We start from the raw sequence: 19,196 nt of genomic DNA, 5'->3' as shown, positions 1-19,196 counted from the left end.
GCCGTATCGGCTGACATGCAAACGGCGTTCATCCAAACACCTTTTCATTCCGTTCTGTCATCCGGACAAGATTTTTCTCAAATTCCAATTCCTCGTCAATGGACAGTCCGGCTGAGTAGAGGTGGGTGCTTAACGCTTTTAATTCCGTAAGCAAAGCAAGCATTAAATCCTGTACGGAGATATCGGTATGCAGAAGCTCACTTAACGATGCCATGGTTTCCGGACGTATATCCGGGTAGACGCCTTTTTTGTCGTTTTGTTTATCCTTCAGGGCGGCTTGATAGAATCGTCTGATCAGATCTGCCCTCTCGCTGCCGCTTTTATCTGCACAGAGATAAATTTGAACGGCTGCACCGCCGCGAAGACGTCTTTGAGAAATGCCGGCGAACTTTTTGCCGTCAATGCTGAGATCATAGCTGCCTGGACAATAGGAGCCCTCAATTTCATAGGCTTCAATCTTTGCCCCGTACGGCTTGAGCATCCGTTTCATCAGTTCCACCATTGCTTCGTATCCTCTGTCTATATCGATGCCCTTCTTTTGGTCCTCGAATATGAGAGAAATATTTAAAACGCCTTCATCCAAAACAACAGCCAGACCGCCGGAATTGCGGACGATGACGCGGTATCCCTCATTTTCCAGCAGGGCAATGCCGTCCTGCAAAAACGGGAGCCGCGTATCCTGGATACCGAGGACAATCGTGTCGTGGTGCACCCAAGAGCGTGCTGTCGCCGGCGACACGCCTTTTCCTACAGAGGCGCACAGCGTATCGTCCATAGCGAAGGAATGCTTCGCGTCAAATAAAGGGCCGAGACTGGATTGGTCAATGACTCTCCATGTCGGCTGCATCAGTAAATCAATCGGTTGGTTTGCCATCTATGTAAAACCCTTTCATGTTAGGCTTATGAACGAAAACTATTATATCATTTCAGCCGTGATGATTGAAAATTGCTTTTCAGCATCGTAATGAAAATTTCTTTATTTTTTGTATTCTCCATGAGAGGAGAATGAATATAAGACAGCTTGCGCTTTAATGAGAAATCTTTAATGTAGAGAATTGAAATGTCACGGTGGATCAAATCCTTATGCAGCACGCTTCTTGATAAGACCGATAAACCCATACCGCTGATCACCGCTTCTTTTACACCTTGATTGCTGCTGATGGTGAACATCGACTTCGGCCGCAGTCCGTTCGAGCTGAGCACATGATCGAGATATTCCCTTGTGCCGGAGCCTTTTTCCCTTGTCACCCACGCTTCATTTTGCAAATCGCTGATTGAAATGTCTCTTTTTCCGGCAAGCGGATGCTGGTTCGGCGCTGCGATGCACATTTCATCCTCCATGAACGGTTCAATTTCCAGTTCATTCTCGTCCGTATGTCCTTCAATCAGCCCGATATCAGCCTGAAGCATTCGGACACGTTCGCTTACCTCCTTTGTATTGCCAATCATGACGTCCAGATTCAGCTCAGGATACAGCTTTTGCAGCTGGGCAAGAAGCGGCGGAAGAATATACTCTCCGATTGTAAAACTGGCGGCTATTTTCAATTCACCTTTTACATAATGATGGTGCGCGTAAATTTCAGCCTTGGCCTGCTCGTAGAGAAATACCATTTGCTTTGCCCTTTGATACAAAATGTCCCCTGTCGGTGTTGTCGTAAAATGCTTCGGCGACCGATTCAGCAGAGCCGTTTGAAATTCTTTTTCAAGATTTTTAATATGCAGACTGACGCTGGGCTGGGAAATCATCAGCTTTTCTGCTGCTTTTGTGAAATTTTTTTCTTCCACCACTGCGATAAAGGTTTTCAGCACGTCGTAATACAAAGGTCCCACCCCTGTCATGAATAAGATTTATAATGATGATCAGTTTTCTTTATTTTACTCATATCATCTGTTCTGGTAAAGAAGGCGCAAAAAAAGCAGCCCTCTGCGAGAGAGCTGCCATCGCTTTTCTTACAGTGCTTGTGCCGCTGTAATTAGTGCAAGATTGTAAACATCTTCAGCGTTACAACCTCTTGAAAGATCGTTAACAGGCATATTTAAGCCTTGCAGGATTGGTCCTACAGCTTCAAAGTTGCCTAAACGCTGAGCAATTTTGTAGCCGATGTTTCCTGCTTCCAAGCTTGGGAATACGAATACGTTCGCGTCTCCTTTGATCTCGGAATCCGGCGCTTTTTTCTCAGCTACAGATGGAACGAATGCAGCGTCAAATTGGAATTCGCCGTCAAGCGTTAATTCAGGCGCTTTTTCTTTCGCGATTTTCACAGCATCCGCTACTTTTTCTGTTTCATCAGATTTTGCTGAGCCTTTTGTAGAGAAGCTGAGCATTGCTACGCGAGGATCAATGTCGAACATTTTTGCCGTATTGGCGCTTTCGATCGCGATTTCTGCAAGATCTTGGCTGTCTGGTGCAATGTTGATCGCGCAATCTGCGAATACGTACTGCTCATCGCCGCGTGCCATGATGAAGACGCCTGAAGTCTTTTTCACGCCTTCTTTTGTTTTGATGATTTGAAGAGCCGGACGGACAGTGTCAGCGGTTGAATGAGCCGCTCCGCTCACAAGACCCGCTGCAAGGCCTTTGTACACAAGCATTGTGCCGAAGTAGTTCTCGTCTAAGAGCGCTTTTCGAGCCTGTTCTTCTGTTGCTTTGCCTTTGCGGCGTTCCACGAATGCCTGTACAAGATCTTCCATGCCTTCATATGTATGAGGATCATAAATATCAACGCCGTCAAGCGTCACATTCAGTTCTTTTGCTTTTGCTTGGATCTCATTTTCATTGCCGATCACAATCGGATTCAGCACTTTATTGTCTGCAAGCTTGCTGACCGCAACTAAAATACGTTCGTCCAAGCCTTCAGGAAATACAATTTTAACGCCTTTTCCAGCTACTTTTTCTTGCACTGTTGAAAATAAATCTGCCACAATAAACCCTCCTCAAAAAGTTACAAAAACGCTTTCTTTTACTAGCATACTCTTCTTCCAGTCAAATTCAAACAGCCAACTTTTATTATAGCGCTTTCATCAAAAAATCTTATTTTTCTAACTAATTTAAGCAACTGATTCTTTCCTTATATGTTCTCTAATTTTTGAGGAGATATACGAATCGGATGTTCAAGGTTTCTCCACAGTAGAATCGGATAAACTATGATATAGTGAAGGCATTAACGAAAAGATAATAGGAGTGAAGATAAATGAGTGAACAGCAAATGACAAATGAAGCGGCAAAAACGCTGGACGGCTGGTATGCGCTTCATGATTTCCGCACAATGGACTGGACTTCCTGGAAGCTGCTGTCCAGTGACGAGCGCCAGTCTATCATTCATGAATTTACAGGATTGCTTGAAAAATGGGGAGTCGCCCAAAAAGAAGGGAAAGGCTCGCAAACCCTTTACAGCATCGTTGGCCAAAAAGCTGATTTTATGCTGATGATTCTTCGCCCTACTATGGAAGAATTAAATGAAATTGAGCTCGAATTCAACAAATCAAGACTTGCTGAGTTCACCATTCCGGCTTACTCCTACGTGTCAGTTGTTGAACTGAGCAACTATTTGGCGAGCGGCGACGGCGACCCGTATGAAAATCCGCATGTACGTGCGCGTCTTTACCCTGAACTGCCGGAATCAAAATATGTATGCTTCTATCCAATGGATAAAAGAAGATCCGGCAATGACAACTGGTACATGCTTTCTATGGAAGAACGAAGAAACTTGATGAGAAGCCACGGCTTAATCGGACGCAGCTATGCTGGCAAAGTGAAACAGATCATCACAGGTTCAGTCGGCTTTGACGATTACGAATGGGGCGTTACGCTGTTCAGTGATGATGTGCTTCAATTCAAAAAGCTTGTATATGAAATGCGTTTTGACGAAGTCAGCGCGCGCTACGGCGAATTTGGCTCGTTCTTTGTGGGCAACCGCCTTTCGCTTGATACACTTCCTCAATTCCTATATGTATAATTTCTCCTCCCGCCGCAGCTGGCGGGAGTTTTTCGATTCCTATTTGTCAGAATTTAAATAAAATTTGCTATTTTCTCTGTTTTTTTTTACGATGTAGATAATAATCCAATTTTTTCAAAGGGGTGCAGTTATTTGTCAAAACGAACCGCATTTATTATGGGAGCCAGTCAAGGGATCGGAAAAGCAATTGCTCTGAAATTAGCAGACCAGCATTTTACCGTCGTCATCAATTCGCGAGTCTTGGACAATATTGAACCTGTCAAAGAAGATATTTTGGCCAAGCATCCTGAAGCGAGTGTCATTGTCCTTGCGGGTGATATGTCTGACCAGCAAACGAGAGAGGAGATTTTTAAAGAAATTGAATCTCAATGCGGACGGCTTGATGTTCTGATTAATAATATCCCGGGCGGCGCGCCTGACACATTTGATAACTGTAATATAGAGGATATGACGGCCACGTTTACACAGAAAACTGTTGCCTATATTGACGCTATCAAGCGTGCCGCCTCTCTGATGAAACAAAACGAGTTTGGCAGAATCATCAACATTGTCGGAAATCTGTGGAAAGAACCCGGCGCCAATATGTTTACAAACAGCATGATGAATGCCGCTTTAATTAACGCCAGTAAAAATATTTCCATCCAGCTTGCTCCTCACAACATTACTGTCAACTGCCTGAATCCTGGTTTTATCGCTACAGACCGTTACCATCAATTTGTGAAGAATGTGATGGAAAAGAACAGCATATCCAAACAAGAAGCCGTAGCACAGATTGCTTCTGGCATCCCGATGAAACGGGTCGGATCAGCCGAAGAAACCGCAGCGCTCGCCGCGTTTCTCGCTTCCGAGGAAGCCTCCTATATCACCGGTCAGCAAATTTCCGCTGACGGCGGCAGCATGAAAAGCATATAAAAAAATCCCGCTTTTTAGCGGGATACTTCTTCTAATGAGGCAAACGGCAGGTTCAGCTTTTGAATCCTCATGACAAATTCCCGCAGATCCTCCTGCTTCGATACCATTGATATTCTGACATGACGTTTTCCGTTGCTGCCGAAAATCTCGCCCGGCGTTACGACAACATGGGCCTGCTCCAGCAGGTAGTCAGAGAATTGGTGAGAAGACTCAAACATTTTTGGAATTTCAGCCCATACATAAAATGTTCCTTTTGGTTTTTCTATCTTCCAGCCCAGTTCTTTTTCACAAAGCTCCGTAAAAAAGTCAATCCGTTCCGCATAGATGCGTTTCAAGCGATCTGTTTGTTCCGGATCTCCTGACAGCGCCGCACTGGCCGCCTGCTGCAGTCCGCCGAACATGCCGACAAAGACGTGATCCTGAAATTCATTGACCGCTTGAATGATCTTTTCATTCCCGACGGCAAACGCCATTCTCCAGCCGGCCATGTTAAATGTTTTTGAAAACGAATAAAGCTCCGCGCCCACAGTTTTTGAGTCCTCCGCCTGCAGGAAGCTGGCCGGTTTTTTATCAAACTCAAATGCGCCGTACGCAAAGTCATGGATCAAATGAATCTGATGTTCTTTTGCAAATGCGGCCGCTTTTGCATAAAAAGCCGCATCCGCCACAGCTCCCGTCGGGTTATTCGGATAGTTCAAAAACATCAGTTTCGCTTTTTGTAACACAGCGGGATCTATTTTCTCAAAGTCAGGCAGATAGCCGTTTTCTGCGTGCAGCGGCATTTCGTGCAGCTCTGCTCTTGCCATTGTAATACCCGAAAGATATTCAGGATAGCCCGGGTTCGGGACCAAAGCGATATCCCCCGGATTGAGCAGGCATTGTGTCAAAACATACAAGCCTGCTTTTCCCCCGCCAAAGAGCGCCACTTCTGTTTCAGGATTGATTGTCACTCCGTATTCTCTTTTATAGAAAGCGGCAATCGCTTCCTTCAGAAAGGGGTAGCCTCTGAATGGCCCATACCCGTGGAAAGAAGGGTTCACAGCCGCCTCCTGCAATGCCTGCACGATATGCGGCGGAGTAGGAAGGTCAGGGTTCCCCTGTCCAAGATTAATGACTTGCGCCCCCGTTTTTTCCATTTCTTTTACCTTTTGAAAAACGAGAGAAAATTCTTGCCTTGGAAGTGTCTTGATGACGTCGGACGGTGTTATTTCCATCTGAAAGACTCCTTATAAGTGAATTTGCTCAGTTTTTTTATCCCGTTCCAAAAAAGATTTGTTCACCAGCTTCGTATGCAAAAACAAACCGCTTACCATGATAACAATCAGCCCCATGATGACAGGAGCCTCTAACACGTTGATAAGCATGGAACCAATCGAAATGCACAAACCAATGGACGCTTCAGCCACCGAAAAAATACGCCCTTGAATCTGGTTCGCCGCGTTTTCCTGAACTTTAACCTTTGCAAGCACTTCCCCATATTCCATGGCGATGAAAAAGAGAATGGCAGCAATGACAGATACAGCAAAAATGGGCGTGAATAAAAACAGCGCCAGCGAGACGATTGATAAAATGGTAAAGTACATCAAGCCTTTATTGTTGTTAAAGCCCCACTTGCTGACAAGCGCCGCTCCGATGAAACCGCCGAAGCCGATGCAGAAGGTAAGGATAAAGTTGCCGATCTCCCCGTCACCCAAAAAGCGGCTGACAATCGGAAAATAGCTGTACACGATCCCCCAAAGCATTGCCATCGTAATCATCGTAAACATGGCGTTTAACACGAATGAATTGGTTTTGATTTCCTTCAGCCCTTCTTTAAAAGACTGAAAGGCTTCTTTTATATTTTCAGACTGAATCGGGACAAATTGCAGCTTAATTCGCCTGATAAAAAACGCTGAAACCAGGTATGTCACACCGTTAAAGGCAACAGCCATCTCTACAGACCCGGCTAACAGGAATAACCCCCCGGCGGCCGCCCCGACAATGATAGAAATGGTCGTGGCTTTAGCGAATAAGGTATTGATATTTTTAATATCTGATTCCAGAGAAGACATGACCGCGAGACGCGCCGGATTAAAAAATACGCCGCTCCCATAAGAGACAAACAGCAGGGCCAGAAAAATCAGCGGATACTCGCCTTTTGGGAGAAAGGTGAGCCCCAAAAAGATGATGCCCCTGATGACATCCGTCCACAGCATAATTTTAATTCTGTCCAATCGGTCAACGAGCACTCCTAAAAACGGCTGAAACACCATCGGAATGCTTCTGACCGCGATGACTCCCGACGTCACCCAATAATCGTGATAATATGTAGACAAAATGAGCAGGGCCGGGAGAACACAATAGTCTCCCATAAACGAAAGCGCCTGCCCGTAAAGCAAGTATTTAGAATTTGGCTTTAACTGTTTCATACCGGCAGCACATACTTCGCAGTCAGCTTTGCATGCTGCTGGATGTGTTTAATTGAATCGGCTACATCCTGTGAATTGCTGCCTTTCAGTTCAAATGCGGCAATGGAATTGAAGGCTTCAAACAGGCGCAAATCAACAGACGTACCTGGTGCCGCAGCCGAGAAAGAAACAAGTTCCGTATCTCCCTTCAGCAGCCCGTCCGGAATGTTGATGGATTCAACGATCATATCCTCCGCCGCTTCAGGAAGCTGCCCGTTTTGTTTGAAATGCTCCGGGTACAAATGACAGTCGGCGATATAGCAAGGTTCTTGCTCCAGCAATCCATCCGGAAGATCGGCGTCTTTTCCGAAACAGAGAACATCCAGCAATAATTGCGCCATGTCGACGCCGAAGACCTTTTTAATATTCGGAATCATATTCCATCCGGCGAACCTGGCCGCAGACTCTATTAAACCGGCTTCTCTATTTTTCATTAACTTGATTTCTGTATGTGTCGCGCAGTTTTCCAGCCCAAGCCCTTCATTTGCTTTTTTGGCCGCTTCAATAATGATCTTTTTCGCTTCATCATCCAAGATGGACGGCGTGATATGCGATGTTTCCGTAAATCCGATTTGCGGTGTTTTGTCATGAATCGCGACTGGAAAATATTCTCCGTCCGCCATGATCCCTTCTATGCTGATATAGTCGGAGTATCCCTCGGTTTGATACCAGTCCGGGTATTCTCCCTGTAAAAATTCCTCCGCAATAAACGGGGCTTCAAACGTAACCGCCTTCGGCACATTAATGGATTTCAGGTAGTCATTGACTCTGTTAAACTCGGCTTCTGCTGTTTTGGTGTCCGTAATCAGCGTCACGCCGATTGAACTCGCCAAATATGTCGGTTTTAAGATGAGCGGCGTGCCGATCTCTTTCAGCGCGGCGCGGAAATCTTCAAGGGTTGTGACCCGTTTGTTTTTGATTGTTTTGACCCCGGCTTTATTAAACGCTGCCCTCATTTTATTTTTATCTCTGGCATTTTCGGCAGCTTGTACACCCGCTCCTCTTAAACCGAGACGTTTACAGGCTTTCGCCATCGGAGCGATGAATAATTCATTGTTTGTTGTGATGGCTTCCGCTCCAAACATTTCGGCAACCTTGACGATTTGCTCGACTACCTCTTCTTCGGGTTTGTCATGATCCTCATGCGCCCAGTAAATGGAATCGGGATGCTCGAAATCTGTGATACTCTGAAAATAATCTTTATCCTTTATGACCGCGACCGAGTATTTTTCAATAAGTGCCGCATGGGAAGCTGTAATGGCAAATGGTCTCGGAATAAAGCTGACCAGGTTATATTTTTCAGCAGCGCTTTGATAAAACATATGCGGCGGGCAGCCTCCAAGATCAGCGATAACCAAAACTGTTTTTCTCTCCATATGTAAAACACTCCTTCTCTCTCTATTGTGCGGTATATCCTCCGTCTGCGGTGATGGCGCTTCCGGTCATGTAGCTAGATAAATCAGAGGCTAAAAACAGCATAACGTTTGCTATTTCTTCAGGATTTCCAAGTTTTAGCATCGGATTCACCTTCGCCTTTTCTTTCTTGATTTCTTCAAGTGTGCCTTCGTTATTTTCCATAAAGGATTTCTCATTTAATGGCGTATCAATAATCCCCGGACATACACAATTAACGCGGATTTGATGTTTGGCGTAATCAACAGCCATTGACCTTGTCAGCTGCAACACGCCCCCTTTGCTGGCGTTATATGCCGGGATATCAGGCCATGCCACGACTCCGCCGACAGAGCACGTATTAATGATATTGCCCTTGCCGGCAGCCAGCATATGCTTGAGTGCGTGCTTGCTCATTAAAAACATGCCCGTCAGATTGACTTGGAGCACCTTATTCCAATCGCTCAGCTCCATCTCATGAATAGGCGCCACGATTTCGATCCCCGCATTATTAATTAAAATATCTAATCCTCCGAATGTATCGATTGCCGATTGAACAGCGTGCTGGCAGGCCGCTTCGTCTGTTATATCTGTTTGCACAAAGTGCAGCCGGTCATTATTTTCTTGCCGGACCATGACTTCTCCCTGTGCTGCATCAATATCCGCCACAACCACATTTGCCTGCTGGTTCAAAAAAGCTTGAACCGCGGCATAGCCGATGCCTGATGCCCCTCCTGTTATGAGGACGGTTTTATCGGTGAGGTTCATGATGATTCATCCGCCTTTATCTTTTTCGTTTTTGCTCTGTTGTAGCGCGGCGGAAAGAAGATGTTAATGGATTGAGATTCTTTTTCAGAACGGTTGATGGCACCGTGGTCTTCACGAGGTTCACAGAAATAGGCGGTGCCGAATGTCATATCCACTGTGCAGCCTTCAACGGTCATATCATATCCGCCGCCGATGCAGATGCCGATTTGTTCATTGCGATGTTTATGGAAAGGCATTTCGCCGCCGTTTCCAGGAATCTTGGCCAGCATAATTTCTATCCAATCCTCAACAAAGAACGTGACTTCCATGCCAGGCAATAAATCTCTCGTTTTGAAAATATTCAAAAAGTAGTCTTCAGGACTTGTATACGTTTCATCAGCTTTATACCGTTTAATATCAATGGCAATGACTTCTTGGTCTGTTTCATTTCTTGCTCCGTGAGGCACATGCGGCGGCGCGATATATGCTGATTCCAAGGCTGTCATTTTTTTTGTGACGTTTCCGACAGTCATGGACAGCTCGCCTGAAACGACCATGCCGATTTGGACTTCCTTGTGGTGATGCGGTTCAACGTTAGTATGCGGGGGAACGTAAGACATTAGCACTTCAGTATCGCCGCGGACGGTGGAATACTGTCTTACTCCGTTCTCCCACTCTATTAATTTTGGTGTCGGGAAATAAATCTCCTTCACATCTTGTTCAGTTTTCATAATCAACGTCTCCTTTTCCGAATAATGACCAGCTCATAGGAATGCTTTTAAATGTCTTAACAAATTTGAGCCCGTATTTTTGTCTTGCCAGTTCATTGGTTAAAGCAATGTCAGAAAGACCTTCTTGTACTTTTTTTGCTGCGGCGCTGGTTGAGTTGACCAGCTCGAACCTGACGTCTTTGCGGGTAAAATATTTAATTAAATTGATAGGTGATGGGTGTGAAACAATAATAGATGTGTCAAGCATGTCGTCGCTGAATGTGAAATCAGGACGGACAGCCAGGCCGTACATCGGTGTATCGCACCTGAAGATTTGCAAAAGCTGCAAATCCGGCCTCATGTAGAAATGTTTAATGCCGTCATAAGCATGTGGAACGATGGTGTATTCAAGCGGGCTTTGAAGAGTCCTTTCGATGCATGATTCAAATGTATCATGCAAAGATAATTTACTGTTTAGCCCTTGGAGAAGAGTAAAATTAGAGATGAAATGTTTTGCTGCGTACTCACTGCTTGTCCCTTCTGGGCCGAGCGTGTTGACTGTAATCAGTTTTGATATTGAATAAGCTTTGTTTTTTGTCTGAATGCTATTATCCAATATAATCATGAGCACCAACCAATCTTTTAAATTTTAAGTAAATTTTATCCAGCGGCAATCGAACTGTCAACATTTTTTGAAAATACTGATAATTATTCCCATACAAACAGAAAAACCCTTAAGAAAGGGTTTTTTGTTATAGGAATTTAGAAACTTTGTTTATTGGGATAAGGAATGATCTGCTTTTTGCTCATGCTTTCCGTACTTTTTATATGCGAATACACTGAGCACAAAACCGAGCACTGTAATGATGGCGCAAATCAATCCGACAGCTGCATACCCGTATCCCACATATACAGGTCCCATCAAAGCAGAACCTAATGTCACAGCCAAATTTGAGGCAAGGCTGTAAAACGCCATAATTTTCCCGCGATGACGCTCTGAGCAATCACTCAAAATGGTGCTGAGCAGCGTCACCGTCAAGCTTTGCATTAACCCCCAGATGAATAGACTGATGATTAGCAGAGGCATTGATGCGGGCGCATACGCGATACAAGCCAGCAGTACGCTGATGACCGCCAGCGCAATGATCAGAGAGCGCATTTTTCCAATGCGGTCGGCAATCTTACCTGTAAAGACACTCATGGAAAACCCGATGCCATAAATCATAATAAATAAGCCGGCAGCCGTATTGCCTCCGGTAAAAACGTCCTGTAGGTAAGATCCTAAAAACGAATACATACCGTAAAAACCAATCATATTGCACAAAGTGATTATGATATAAACGGGAACACGCGGCACTTTAAGCGCGTCTCGAAATGTCCCCGCCGGCTCGTCTTTTTCCTCCTGGACGGCGTTTTTATTATCGTTATGGCGGCGCATTTCAAATAGGACGAGCAAAACAACAAGTGCACCCATCAAGGCGAAAATCCAGAATGTCCATCTCCAATGTAAGACGCCGCCTATAAATGATCCGATCGGCACACCGAAAATCAGTGCAAGCGACCAGCTTGATACGATCAGACCCATCACTTTGCCCCGATATATATACGGAACACGATCCCCGACAACTGCGTAAGCGGTCGGGACAAACGCACCTGCCGCCAACCCTGAAAGCGCACGGCCTAAAAAGAAGAAAAAGATATTTTGCGCCAAAGCGCATATCACGGTTCCTATAATAAAGATCACAAGTCCCAGCATTAAACTCAGTTCTCTCGAGTATTTATCCCCTAAAGGCACCAGCAGCGGGGCACCGATAAAGATCATGATCCCATATATACTGATAGATAGCGCAAGCACGCTGACATCTGAGTTGAAGGCATCTGCTAAATCAGGCAGCAGCGGTGAAATGACAAGCTCTTCAGATCCAGCCGCAAATACGCCCATTGTTAAAGCCAGCGCAAGAAATAGCGGAAAATGATGTTTTGATTTGATGTGATTGTTTTGTTTACTGTTCATTCTCCCTTAACACCTCTTCCGGAATCTTAAAATAAAGTTGAATTATAGTTTAGCATCCTTTATTTGCAATTTACAATTCGAACGAAAATAATTTTCTTTTTATTATTTACATTCAAATATAAATAAGGAATTTCTTGATTCAAATTTAAAATAAAACAAAAAACATATCCTGAGATATGCTATAGTAATGCATTTGTTAAGGCGGGTCAGGTGATGAATCAAGGTTATTCAACAGTTAGCCCGATTACGGGAGGATTCATCCTTCCATTTTCTGACTGGTCAACTGTGTTTATCGTGCTGGCCGGGATCGGGTGTTTTTATTTTTGTCACGGTTCTGACCGCATTGCCTGAATCACTGCCTGAAAGCTGATCACATTTCGGCACTTGCTTGGCGACCGGGCGTTTATGGGTTTTGCTTTCAGCCAGGCCTTTATCGGGAGCGGCATGTTTGCGTATATTTCTAGTTCGCCGTTTGTCCTGCAAAACATATACGGTGTGTCGGCTGAGATGTTCAGCATGCCGTTTGCCATCAACGGCGCTCGTCGGTGTAGCCGGGGAAGAAAACGCGTGGCCGATGGCGTTGAGTATATTCGGCTTTGATGTGCTCGCGATATTGTCCTATGTGTTTCTTGTCAGACGTAACGCGTAAAAAAGCTCTCCGGTCTCCCGGAGAGCTTCTTCTATTGCGCTTCTGTTTGCTCTTTTTTCAGCGGTTCATTTTGTAAGCGCTTCTTGATGCTCAGATGATAGTACGCATAGCAGAAAATAATGAGTGGTACACCGCAGTACAAGCCGATTCTTTGATCTGGGATGAATATAAGGCTTATCAATACGCATCCGTATAATACAAACCCAAGAATCGGCACCAACGGATAAAGAGGGGTTCTGAATTCCAGGTCGTTCACGTTCCCGCCTTCAGCGAGGAACCGCCTGCGAAAGAAAAATTGCGAGGCGCAAATGGACATCCACGCGACAACTGTCACCATACCCGAGATTGATATGCACCATAAATACACGGTTTCTGCAGCCATGACGCTAGTCAGCAGCGAACAGCCGGAAATCCCAATCGTAATCAGCAGGGCATTGATCGGCACCCCTTTTTTGGTCAGTCTCGTTAAAAGGGCCGGGCCCATTTTGTTTGTTGAAAGCGACCACATCATACGCGAGGCTGCATATAAACCAGAATTGGCAACAGATAAAATCGCCGTTAATATGACAAAGTTCATCACATCAGCCGCAAATGGGATGCCGATTTGATCAAGCACCGCTACAAACGGACTCTCAATCACCCCAGCCGTTTCATACGGAAGAATGGCAACCAAGACGAACATAGCCAGCACAAAGAAAAACAGCGTTCGCCAGATGACATTTCGAATGGACTTTGGCAGTGTCTTTTCCGGACTTTCACTCTCCCCTGCCGCAATTCCGACCAGCTCCGTCCCCTGAAATGAGAAATTGACCATAACCAGCGTAAACATAACAGCCAGCACGCCATTTGGAAACAGTCCTTTATCAGTCATGAAATGAGATAGAAAAGGCGTTTCCTGACCGCCTTTAAAATCAATCAAGCCAAACACGGCGCACCCGCCGATCACGATAAATAATATGATCGCTGTCACTTTGATGCTCGAAAACCAAAATTCCATTTCTGCAAAGCTTCGGACAGACAGCGCATTAATCAAAAAGATGATGACACCGAAAACGAGACACCATATCCAGATCGGCACGGAGGGCAGCCATCTTTGCATCAAAATGCCCGCTGACGTTAGCTCCAAGCCGACTGTATTCGCCCAGCTGAACCAATACAGCCAGCCAATCATAAAGCCTGTCGACGGCCCCAAAAACTTTGTTGCGTAGGCTTGAAACGATCCGGCCACCGGCATGGCGACAGCCAGCTCCCCTAAACAAAGCATGACCAGATACATTAAAAATCCGCCAATCATATAGGCAACAATGGCTCCGAGAGGACCCGCCTGGCTGATCGTAAAGCCGGAACCTAAAAACAGACCGGTGCCGATGACGCCGCCCAAGGCAATCATAAACAAATGCCGGCTTTTCATACTGCGCTGCAATTCATTTTTATGATCCTGCATCATCCTTCTCCCTTCGGCTCTTTTGTGCTGATATTCATCCGATAGCTTTGCAAAAGGTGAACAGTGGTCTGCTGTATCAGATCAGGCAATACATGAAATGTGTACGGCTTGTATACTCTTTCAGTCCATTTATGTCCGTCTTTTCCGTATACACCCATGTTAATGGAAGGAATGTTCAGTTTCCGTATGTCTTTAAACGGAATGGTTCCAATCATCTCCCATCCCGGGAAGTTTCTGATAAAGGAATCAATTTCGTCATCGGTTTCATGCAGCGATAAAAAGCTGCCGTCTGCCAAGTAAGGGAAAAACTTTTTGAAAACAAAGGTTTCGCCTGTCGTTTCGGCGATTTTGTCCACCGCTTCTTTGATCACATGCTGCAATAGCTGGTCTCTTGTGCTTTCTTCTTTTAAATAGTTATGCGGTAAATAAGGAGGAGCATAAAACAGAATGACTTTTGCGCCCTGATCGGGATCAAGCTTTTGGAGTTCTTCAATTGCATGAAAACATCTCATGCGCAGTTCAAGGTGCTCATTGGCTTTGAATGCTTGCTCTATACACTGCTCAGGATCAACGCCGCGGCTTCTTAGCTTTTCTATGTATTGATCCAGACTGAAGACTTGAATATCCCAAGACAAATGTCTCTTCGGAAGATTTGTTCGCTTCAGATATTCTTCATAATACTCTGATAATTTTCGTTCTGTGTTCCGGCACGCCTCCTCAGCGACTTGGGTAAGCTGGTCCATGACTTCCTTTGCTGTTTTTTCATAGATAAAATAATTGAAATACAAATAGCTGCTGACGGCGGTTTGGACGTTATAGGATTCTTTGTTATCACGCTGGTACAAGCAGGATGGGGGCAGAACCAATTCGCCTTCAATCTTTTCTGCTAAATGAATATTGTTGTGGATGCGTCTTGTGATTTCAGAAGAAATGAGATTTGGATCGATGCCCGCAAGCGTGTCTCCGACATGCACTTCCCGGCCGGATATATAAAAGCAAGGCAGCAGCTTTCCCGCGGCTCCGGTATAGATATATCTTGTTGAATCACCATCGTACAGCGGCGTAATAAAATCGGTATTAATGGCAGCCAAATACTGAATCTGTTTCTCCTTTTTTAATCGGTTCAGCTCAGAAATACTGGCGAGAATACCGGCATGCTGACTTTCTTCATCCGGGTTTGCCATAAATAATAGATTTCCCGGCAATGCTTTGGGGTTCTCTGAAAAGTGCAGGAGATTGGACAAATGCACCGCGATGCCGCTTTGCATGTCGACAGAGCCTCTGCCGAACATCCACTCACCCGACTTGGCGTCCCGCTGAACGTCTTCATCAAAGTCATAGTTGGAGAAATACTCAGCCAATTTTTCAGAATCAAAAGCGATATCCTTAAGCGGGCCGAAATCTTCAATTCCCACCGTATCCAAGTGGGCGTGATAAATGACAGTATTCCGGCTTTCCCCGCTGCCTTCCACAAACGCAAAAATATTTTTCCGGTTGTACGGGTCATTAGGAATAGCCTGTTCCCATACATGGCAAGGATGTTCCTGAAAGTAAGGATAGCTCATGATGACTTCTTTGATAAAATCTGCTTTCGTCCCTTCGCCGATGGTGCCATTTACACTGCTGAGGCTGACCAAAGACTTTGTCAGTGTCTCAACCCGTTCTGCCGGCGGCATGTGACTGATTTTTGTATAGAGCATACATCATCCCCCTCATCCAAACATGTAAATAGTGCGATCTAAAAACAATCGCACTATTTCGGTTTTCTCAATTAATACGCTTCGGACGTTGTTTTCGCCTGCATATGAAGAATTAAATAATCCGGACCTCCTGCTTTTGAGTCTGTTCCGGACATATTAAACCCGCCGAATGGCTGATAGCCGACAATAGCTCCGGTACAGCCTCTGTTAAAGTATAAGTTTCCGACATGAAAATCCTCGCGAGCCCGTTCAATGTGCGCACGGTTTTTCGTCAGCAGAGCGCCTGTCAGTCCGTATTCTGTGTTATTTGCAATCTCAAGCATATGGTCGAAATCACGCGCTTTGCAGATGGCAGCAACCGGCCCGAAGATTTCTTCCTGCATAAGACGCGCATGTTCATCAACATCTGCAAAGATCGTCGGCTGAATAAAGTAGCCTTTTGAATCATCGCCTTCTCCGCCGGCCAAAAGCTTGCCTTCAGACTTGCCGATTTCAATATAGCTCATGACTTTATTGTAGGAAGCTTCATGAATCACAGGCCCCATATACGTATCAGGATCTTCCGGACTTCCGACTGTCAGCGTTTTGGTCAGCGCAACTGCTTTTTCTACGACTTCATCATAGACATCCTGATGAATCACTGCACGAGAACCCGCTGAACATTTTTGCCCTGAGTACCCGAATGCGGAGTAAACGATAGAAGAGGCAGCAAGATCCAAATCGGCATCTTTGTCGACAAGCACTGTGTCTTTCCCGCCCATTTCAGCAATCACGCGTTTCAGCCATTTTTGGCCCGGCTGCACTTTTGCGGCACGCTCATAAATCCGGCAGCCGACCGCTCGGGAGCCTGTAAATGATACAAACCTTGTTTTAGGGTGTTCTACTAAAAAATCACCAATTTCCGCTCCGTCTCCCGGAATGTAATTGAGAACGCCGTTTGGCAAACCCGCTTCCTCCATCACCTCGACAAATTTAGCAGCCACTACTGGCGCAGCATCTGCCGGCTTCAACAGGATCGTATTCCCCGTGACAATCGCAGCCGCAGCAGTCCCTGCCATAATGGCAAGCGGGAAATTAAATGGCGAAATGACAATGCCGACGCCAAGCGCTTCATAATGATATTGATTGTACTCGCCTGCCCGGCTCTTTACCGGAGCTCCGTTCTTCAGCTTTAAGATTTGGCGCGCATAGTATTCTAAAAAGTCTATTGCTTCCGCTGTGTCAGCATCTGCTTCCTTCCACGGTTTTCCCGCTTCCTTTACAAGATAGCTTGAAAATTCATGCTTTCTTCTGCGTAAAATGGCCGCAGCTTTAAAAAGAATATTCGCGCGGTGCTCCGGTCTTTGTTTTTTCCACGATTCAAATGCCTGTAACGCCGATTGCATCGCTTTTTCAGCAAGCTCTTGATTAGCCGTTGAGGCGTAGCCGATCACTTCTTCCTTATTGGCCGGATTAATCGAAACAATTTTACGATCCGTTTCGATCTTTTCTCCATTAATGACAAGCGGATAATGCTTGCCGAGCTGAGTATTTACAAAGTCCAGTGATTCTTGAAAGGCTGTTTTATTCTTTGCTTCCTTAATATCAGTGAATGGTTCGTGCGCATATGAAACGGTCATATGTAATCCCCCTCGTTATGTAATATGTCTTCATGCGAATATAAAAGCAAGATTCGTACCAATATTTCGTCTTTTCACAAAAAACTTGTAGAATCGCAGAGAACTTTGTCAGAAATCTAAACATTTTTCCTTTTATGAATATAACGTGCAAAATCACATTGCGATTTTCATGCCATGCGCAAACAAAAACGCAAAATAATTTTGCAGAAGAAAGGGGGATTCCCCCCCTAAACCCATCCGCGGAATTGAGACGCCTCTGCAGATTTTCTGATGCCCGTCATGTAAGCCGCCAAGCGCATATCGACTTTGTGTGCGGCCGCGGTCTGATAAATCGTTTCAAATGAATTGACCATCACGTTTCTCAGCTTTTCAGCAACCTCTTCTTCTGCCCAATAGTATCCTTGGTTGTTTTGAACCCATTCAAAGTAAGAAACCGTTACGCCGCCGGCACTCGCCAGTATATCCGGCACCAGGAGTACGCCTTTTTCATTCAAAATCTTTGTCGCGTCGATTGTCGTCGGCCCGTTAGCCGCTTCGACCACAATTGAGGCTTTAATGTTATGGGCGTTTTTGGCTGTGATTTGATTTGAAATAGCCGCCGGCACTAAAATATCGCATTCTTGTTCGAGCAGCTCTTCATTTGTGATGACATCTGTAAATAAATTGGTGACCATTCCGAAACTGTCCCGCTTATCGAGCAAATAAGGAATATCGAGGCCATCCGGGTTGTACAGCCCGCCGTGGGCATCCGAAATCCCGATAACCTTGGCGCCGGCATCATGCATAAATTTAGCCAGAAAACTGCCGGCGTTCCCAAAGCCCTGTATGATGATGCGCGCGTTTTGCAGCTTGATTCCTTTTTTCTTAACCGCTTCTTCTATACAAATGGTTACGCCTTGAGCGGTTGCTGTTTCCCGGCCCTGTGAGCCGCCTAAAACGAGCGGTTTTCCTGTGATAAAACCCGGGGAATCGAATTCCCGAAGCCGGCTGTATTCGTCCATCATCCACGCCATAATTTGCGAATTGGTGTATACATCGGGAGCGGGAATATCCTTTGTCGGGCCGACTAACTGGCTGATGGCGCGGACATACCCCCGGCTCAGCCGTTCCAATTCTCCAAACGACATCGTCCGCGGATCACAAATAATGCCTCCCTTTCCGCCGCCGTACGGCAAATTCGTGATCCCGCATTTGAGCGTCATCCAAATCGATAACGCCTTTACTTCCTCTTCATTCACCTCGGGATGAAAACGCACGCCCCCTTTTGTCGGGCCGACCGCGTCATTGTGCTGTGAACGATAGCCTGTAAACACTTTCACACTGCCGTTATCCATTTTCACCGGAATTCGTACAGTGAGCATTCTCATCGGCTCTTTCATTAATTCATACATTCCGCTCGGATAGCCCAATTTCCGCAGGGCTTCCTTTATGATCGCTTGCGTAGACAGAAATAAATTGAGAGCTTCTTTTTCTTCATCCTTTGTGATTTGTTTTTCTGACATGTTTTTTCACCTCATCATATTTTTATCTTCAGAAAAATGTAAGCGCTTTTAAAATAATGCAATAGATCAATTCCTTTCTTGATTGGGTTCACCCTTATCTACAT

The 19,196-nt window shown here is 45.4% G+C and carries 19 protein-coding genes; 4 read left to right on the top strand and 15 right to left on the bottom strand.

Annotated features, from left to right (window positions below; genetic code table 11):
- Positions 1-28 precede the first annotated feature (28 nt).
- The 3 genes from lipL to pta form a co-directional block, all read right to left on the bottom strand.
- Positions 29-874, bottom strand: a complete 846-nt coding sequence (lipL, locus tag MTN95_RS10895; RefSeq protein ID WP_105954421.1) for an octanoyl-[GcvH]:protein N-octanoyltransferase — start codon at positions 872-874, stop codon at positions 29-31.
- A 47-nt stretch (positions 875-921) separates the two neighbouring features.
- Positions 922-1,821: a cysJI operon transcriptional regulator CysL gene (gene cysL, locus MTN95_RS10890; protein WP_105954422.1), complete on the bottom strand. Its 900-nt coding sequence runs from the start codon at positions 1,819-1,821 to the stop codon at positions 922-924.
- Between the two features lie 129 nt (positions 1,822-1,950).
- Positions 1,951-2,922 (bottom strand): phosphate acetyltransferase, encoded by a 972-nt coding sequence (gene pta / locus MTN95_RS10885; RefSeq protein WP_024123241.1) that lies wholly within the window; start codon positions 2,920-2,922, stop codon positions 1,951-1,953.
- A gap of 269 nt (positions 2,923-3,191) precedes the next feature.
- Between pta and hemQ the strand changes: the two genes are divergently transcribed.
- Both hemQ and bacG read left to right on the top strand, forming a co-directional pair.
- Positions 3,192-3,956 (top strand): hydrogen peroxide-dependent heme synthase, encoded by a 765-nt coding sequence (gene hemQ / locus MTN95_RS10880; protein WP_003235942.1) that lies wholly within the window; start codon positions 3,192-3,194, stop codon positions 3,954-3,956.
- A 132-nt stretch (positions 3,957-4,088) separates the two neighbouring features.
- On the top strand, positions 4,089-4,868 hold the full coding sequence (gene bacG, locus MTN95_RS10875; RefSeq protein ID WP_202852780.1) for an NADPH-dependent reductase BacG: 780 nt from the start codon (positions 4,089-4,091) through the stop codon (positions 4,866-4,868).
- A 14-nt stretch (positions 4,869-4,882) separates the two neighbouring features.
- Here bacG and MTN95_RS10870 read toward each other — a convergent pair whose 3' ends face one another.
- The 7 genes from MTN95_RS10870 to MTN95_RS10840 all read right to left on the bottom strand — a co-directional run bounded on the left by MTN95_RS10870 (position 4,883) and on the right by MTN95_RS10840 (position 12,178).
- The gene (locus MTN95_RS10870; RefSeq protein ID WP_024123243.1) at positions 4,883-6,082 is read right to left on the bottom strand and encodes a transaminase BacF; all 1,200 of its coding nucleotides are present in this window, start codon (positions 6,080-6,082) and stop codon (positions 4,883-4,885) included.
- 12 nt (positions 6,083-6,094) lie between these two features.
- Complete coding sequence (gene bacE, locus MTN95_RS10865) at positions 6,095-7,276, bottom strand: bacilysin exporter BacE (RefSeq protein WP_044159856.1); 1,182 nt, start codon at positions 7,274-7,276, stop codon at positions 6,095-6,097.
- Positions 7,273-8,691, bottom strand: a complete 1,419-nt coding sequence (gene bacD / locus MTN95_RS10860) for an alanine--anticapsin ligase (protein ID WP_202852781.1) — start codon at positions 8,689-8,691, stop codon at positions 7,273-7,275. The genes bacE and bacD overlap by 4 nt, the downstream gene beginning before the upstream one ends.
- Positions 8,692-8,713: 22 nt before the next feature.
- A complete protein-coding gene (bacC, locus tag MTN95_RS10855; protein ID WP_248338139.1) occupies positions 8,714-9,475 on the bottom strand; it encodes a dihydroanticapsin 7-dehydrogenase in 762 nt (253 codons plus the stop codon).
- A complete protein-coding gene (bacB, locus tag MTN95_RS10850; protein ID WP_105954427.1) occupies positions 9,472-10,185 on the bottom strand; it encodes a 3-((4R)-4-hydroxycyclohexa-1,5-dien-1-yl)-2-oxopropanoate isomerase in 714 nt (237 codons plus the stop codon). The genes bacC and bacB overlap by 4 nt, the downstream gene beginning before the upstream one ends.
- A complete protein-coding gene (gene bacA / locus MTN95_RS10845; RefSeq protein WP_105954428.1) occupies positions 10,175-10,789 on the bottom strand; it encodes a prephenate decarboxylase in 615 nt (204 codons plus the stop codon). The genes bacB and bacA overlap by 11 nt, the downstream gene beginning before the upstream one ends.
- A 150-nt stretch (positions 10,790-10,939) precedes the next feature.
- Positions 10,940-12,178: an MFS transporter gene (locus tag MTN95_RS10840; protein WP_248338137.1), complete on the bottom strand. Its 1,239-nt coding sequence runs from the start codon at positions 12,176-12,178 to the stop codon at positions 10,940-10,942.
- A 213-nt stretch (positions 12,179-12,391) separates the two neighbouring features.
- Here MTN95_RS10840 and MTN95_RS21670 point away from each other — a divergent pair, with 213 nt between their 5' ends.
- On the top strand, positions 12,392-12,529 hold the full coding sequence (locus MTN95_RS21670) for a hypothetical protein (protein WP_248338135.1): 138 nt from the start codon (positions 12,392-12,394) through the stop codon (positions 12,527-12,529).
- Here MTN95_RS21670 and MTN95_RS21665 read toward each other — a convergent pair.
- Positions 12,505-12,708: a hypothetical protein gene (locus tag MTN95_RS21665; RefSeq protein WP_248338133.1), complete on the bottom strand. Its 204-nt coding sequence runs from the start codon at positions 12,706-12,708 to the stop codon at positions 12,505-12,507. The two genes, MTN95_RS21670 and MTN95_RS21665, sit on opposite strands and share 25 nt — an antisense overlap.
- On the opposite strand from MTN95_RS21665, the gene MTN95_RS21660 reads away from it, so the two are divergent.
- Positions 12,702-12,827: a hypothetical protein gene (locus MTN95_RS21660; RefSeq protein ID WP_282459467.1), complete on the top strand. Its 126-nt coding sequence runs from the start codon at positions 12,702-12,704 to the stop codon at positions 12,825-12,827. The two genes, MTN95_RS21665 and MTN95_RS21660, sit on opposite strands and share 7 nt — an antisense overlap.
- Before the next feature lie 31 nt (positions 12,828-12,858).
- Here MTN95_RS21660 and MTN95_RS10825 read toward each other — a convergent pair whose 3' ends face one another.
- From MTN95_RS10825 to rocG, 4 genes are all read right to left on the bottom strand, one after another.
- On the bottom strand, positions 12,859-14,271 hold the full coding sequence (locus MTN95_RS10825; RefSeq protein WP_105990776.1) for an amino acid permease: 1,413 nt from the start codon (positions 14,269-14,271) through the stop codon (positions 12,859-12,861).
- The gene (locus MTN95_RS10820; protein WP_248338131.1) at positions 14,271-15,971 is read right to left on the bottom strand and encodes a M20 family metallopeptidase; all 1,701 of its coding nucleotides are present in this window, start codon (positions 15,969-15,971) and stop codon (positions 14,271-14,273) included. Before MTN95_RS10820 ends, MTN95_RS10825 begins: the two co-directional genes overlap by 1 nt.
- A 71-nt stretch (positions 15,972-16,042) precedes the next feature.
- Positions 16,043-17,590, bottom strand: coding sequence for an L-glutamate gamma-semialdehyde dehydrogenase (gene pruA, locus MTN95_RS10815; RefSeq protein ID WP_248338129.1), 1,548 nt, complete (start codon positions 17,588-17,590; stop codon positions 16,043-16,045).
- Positions 17,591-17,817: 227 nt separating this feature from the next.
- Entirely contained in the window at positions 17,818-19,092 is a 1,275-nt protein-coding gene (gene rocG, locus MTN95_RS10810) for a glutamate dehydrogenase (protein WP_024123255.1), read from the bottom strand.
- Positions 19,093-19,196: the final 104 nt, after the last annotated feature.

Origin of the sequence: Bacillus sp. 2CMS4F (assembly GCF_023161785.1) — a bacterium.
GTDB lineage: Bacteria > Bacillota > Bacilli > Bacillales > Bacillaceae > Bacillus > Bacillus halotolerans.
The sequence above is the reverse complement of the archived record's forward strand: the minus strand, read 5'-3'. Positions and strand labels throughout refer to the sequence as shown.

Excerpts from the sequence above, each read along its gene's own strand:
- MTN95_RS10820 (WP_248338131.1), bottom strand. The coding sequence starts at position 15,971 with ATGCTCTATACAAAAATCAGTCACATGCCGCCGGCAGAACGGGTTGAG.
- MTN95_RS10870 (WP_024123243.1), bottom strand. The coding sequence starts at position 6,082 with ATGGAAATAACACCGTCCGACGTCATCAAGACACTTCCAAGGCAAGAA.
- MTN95_RS10825 (WP_105990776.1), bottom strand. The coding sequence starts at position 14,271 with ATGCAGGATCATAAAAATGAATTGCAGCGCAGTATGAAAAGCCGGCAT.
- bacB (WP_105954427.1), bottom strand. The coding sequence starts at position 10,185 with ATGAAAACTGAACAAGATGTGAAGGAGATTTATTTCCCGACACCAAAA.
- bacE (WP_044159856.1), bottom strand. The coding sequence starts at position 7,276 with ATGAAACAGTTAAAGCCAAATTCTAAATACTTGCTTTACGGGCAGGCG.
- hemQ (WP_003235942.1), top strand. The coding sequence starts at position 3,192 with ATGAGTGAACAGCAAATGACAAATGAAGCGGCAAAAACGCTGGACGGC.
- bacD (WP_202852781.1), bottom strand. The coding sequence starts at position 8,691 with ATGGAGAGAAAAACAGTTTTGGTTATCGCTGATCTTGGAGGCTGCCCG.
- pruA (WP_248338129.1), bottom strand. The coding sequence starts at position 17,590 with ATGACCGTTTCATATGCGCACGAACCATTCACTGATATTAAGGAAGCA.
- rocG (WP_024123255.1), bottom strand. The coding sequence starts at position 19,092 with ATGTCAGAAAAACAAATCACAAAGGATGAAGAAAAAGAAGCTCTCAAT.
- bacA (WP_105954428.1), bottom strand. The coding sequence starts at position 10,789 with ATGATTATATTGGATAATAGCATTCAGACAAAAAACAAAGCTTATTCA.
- MTN95_RS21665 (WP_248338133.1), bottom strand. The coding sequence starts at position 12,708 with ATGGCAAACGGCATGCTGAACATCTCAGCCGACACACCGTATATGTTT.
- MTN95_RS21670 (WP_248338135.1), top strand. The coding sequence starts at position 12,392 with ATGAATCAAGGTTATTCAACAGTTAGCCCGATTACGGGAGGATTCATC.
- lipL (WP_105954421.1), bottom strand. The coding sequence starts at position 874 with ATGGCAAACCAACCGATTGATTTACTGATGCAGCCGACATGGAGAGTC.
- MTN95_RS10840 (WP_248338137.1), bottom strand. The coding sequence starts at position 12,178 with ATGAACAGTAAACAAAACAATCACATCAAATCAAAACATCATTTTCCG.
- bacC (WP_248338139.1), bottom strand. The coding sequence starts at position 9,475 with ATGAACCTCACCGATAAAACCGTCCTCATAACAGGAGGGGCATCAGGC.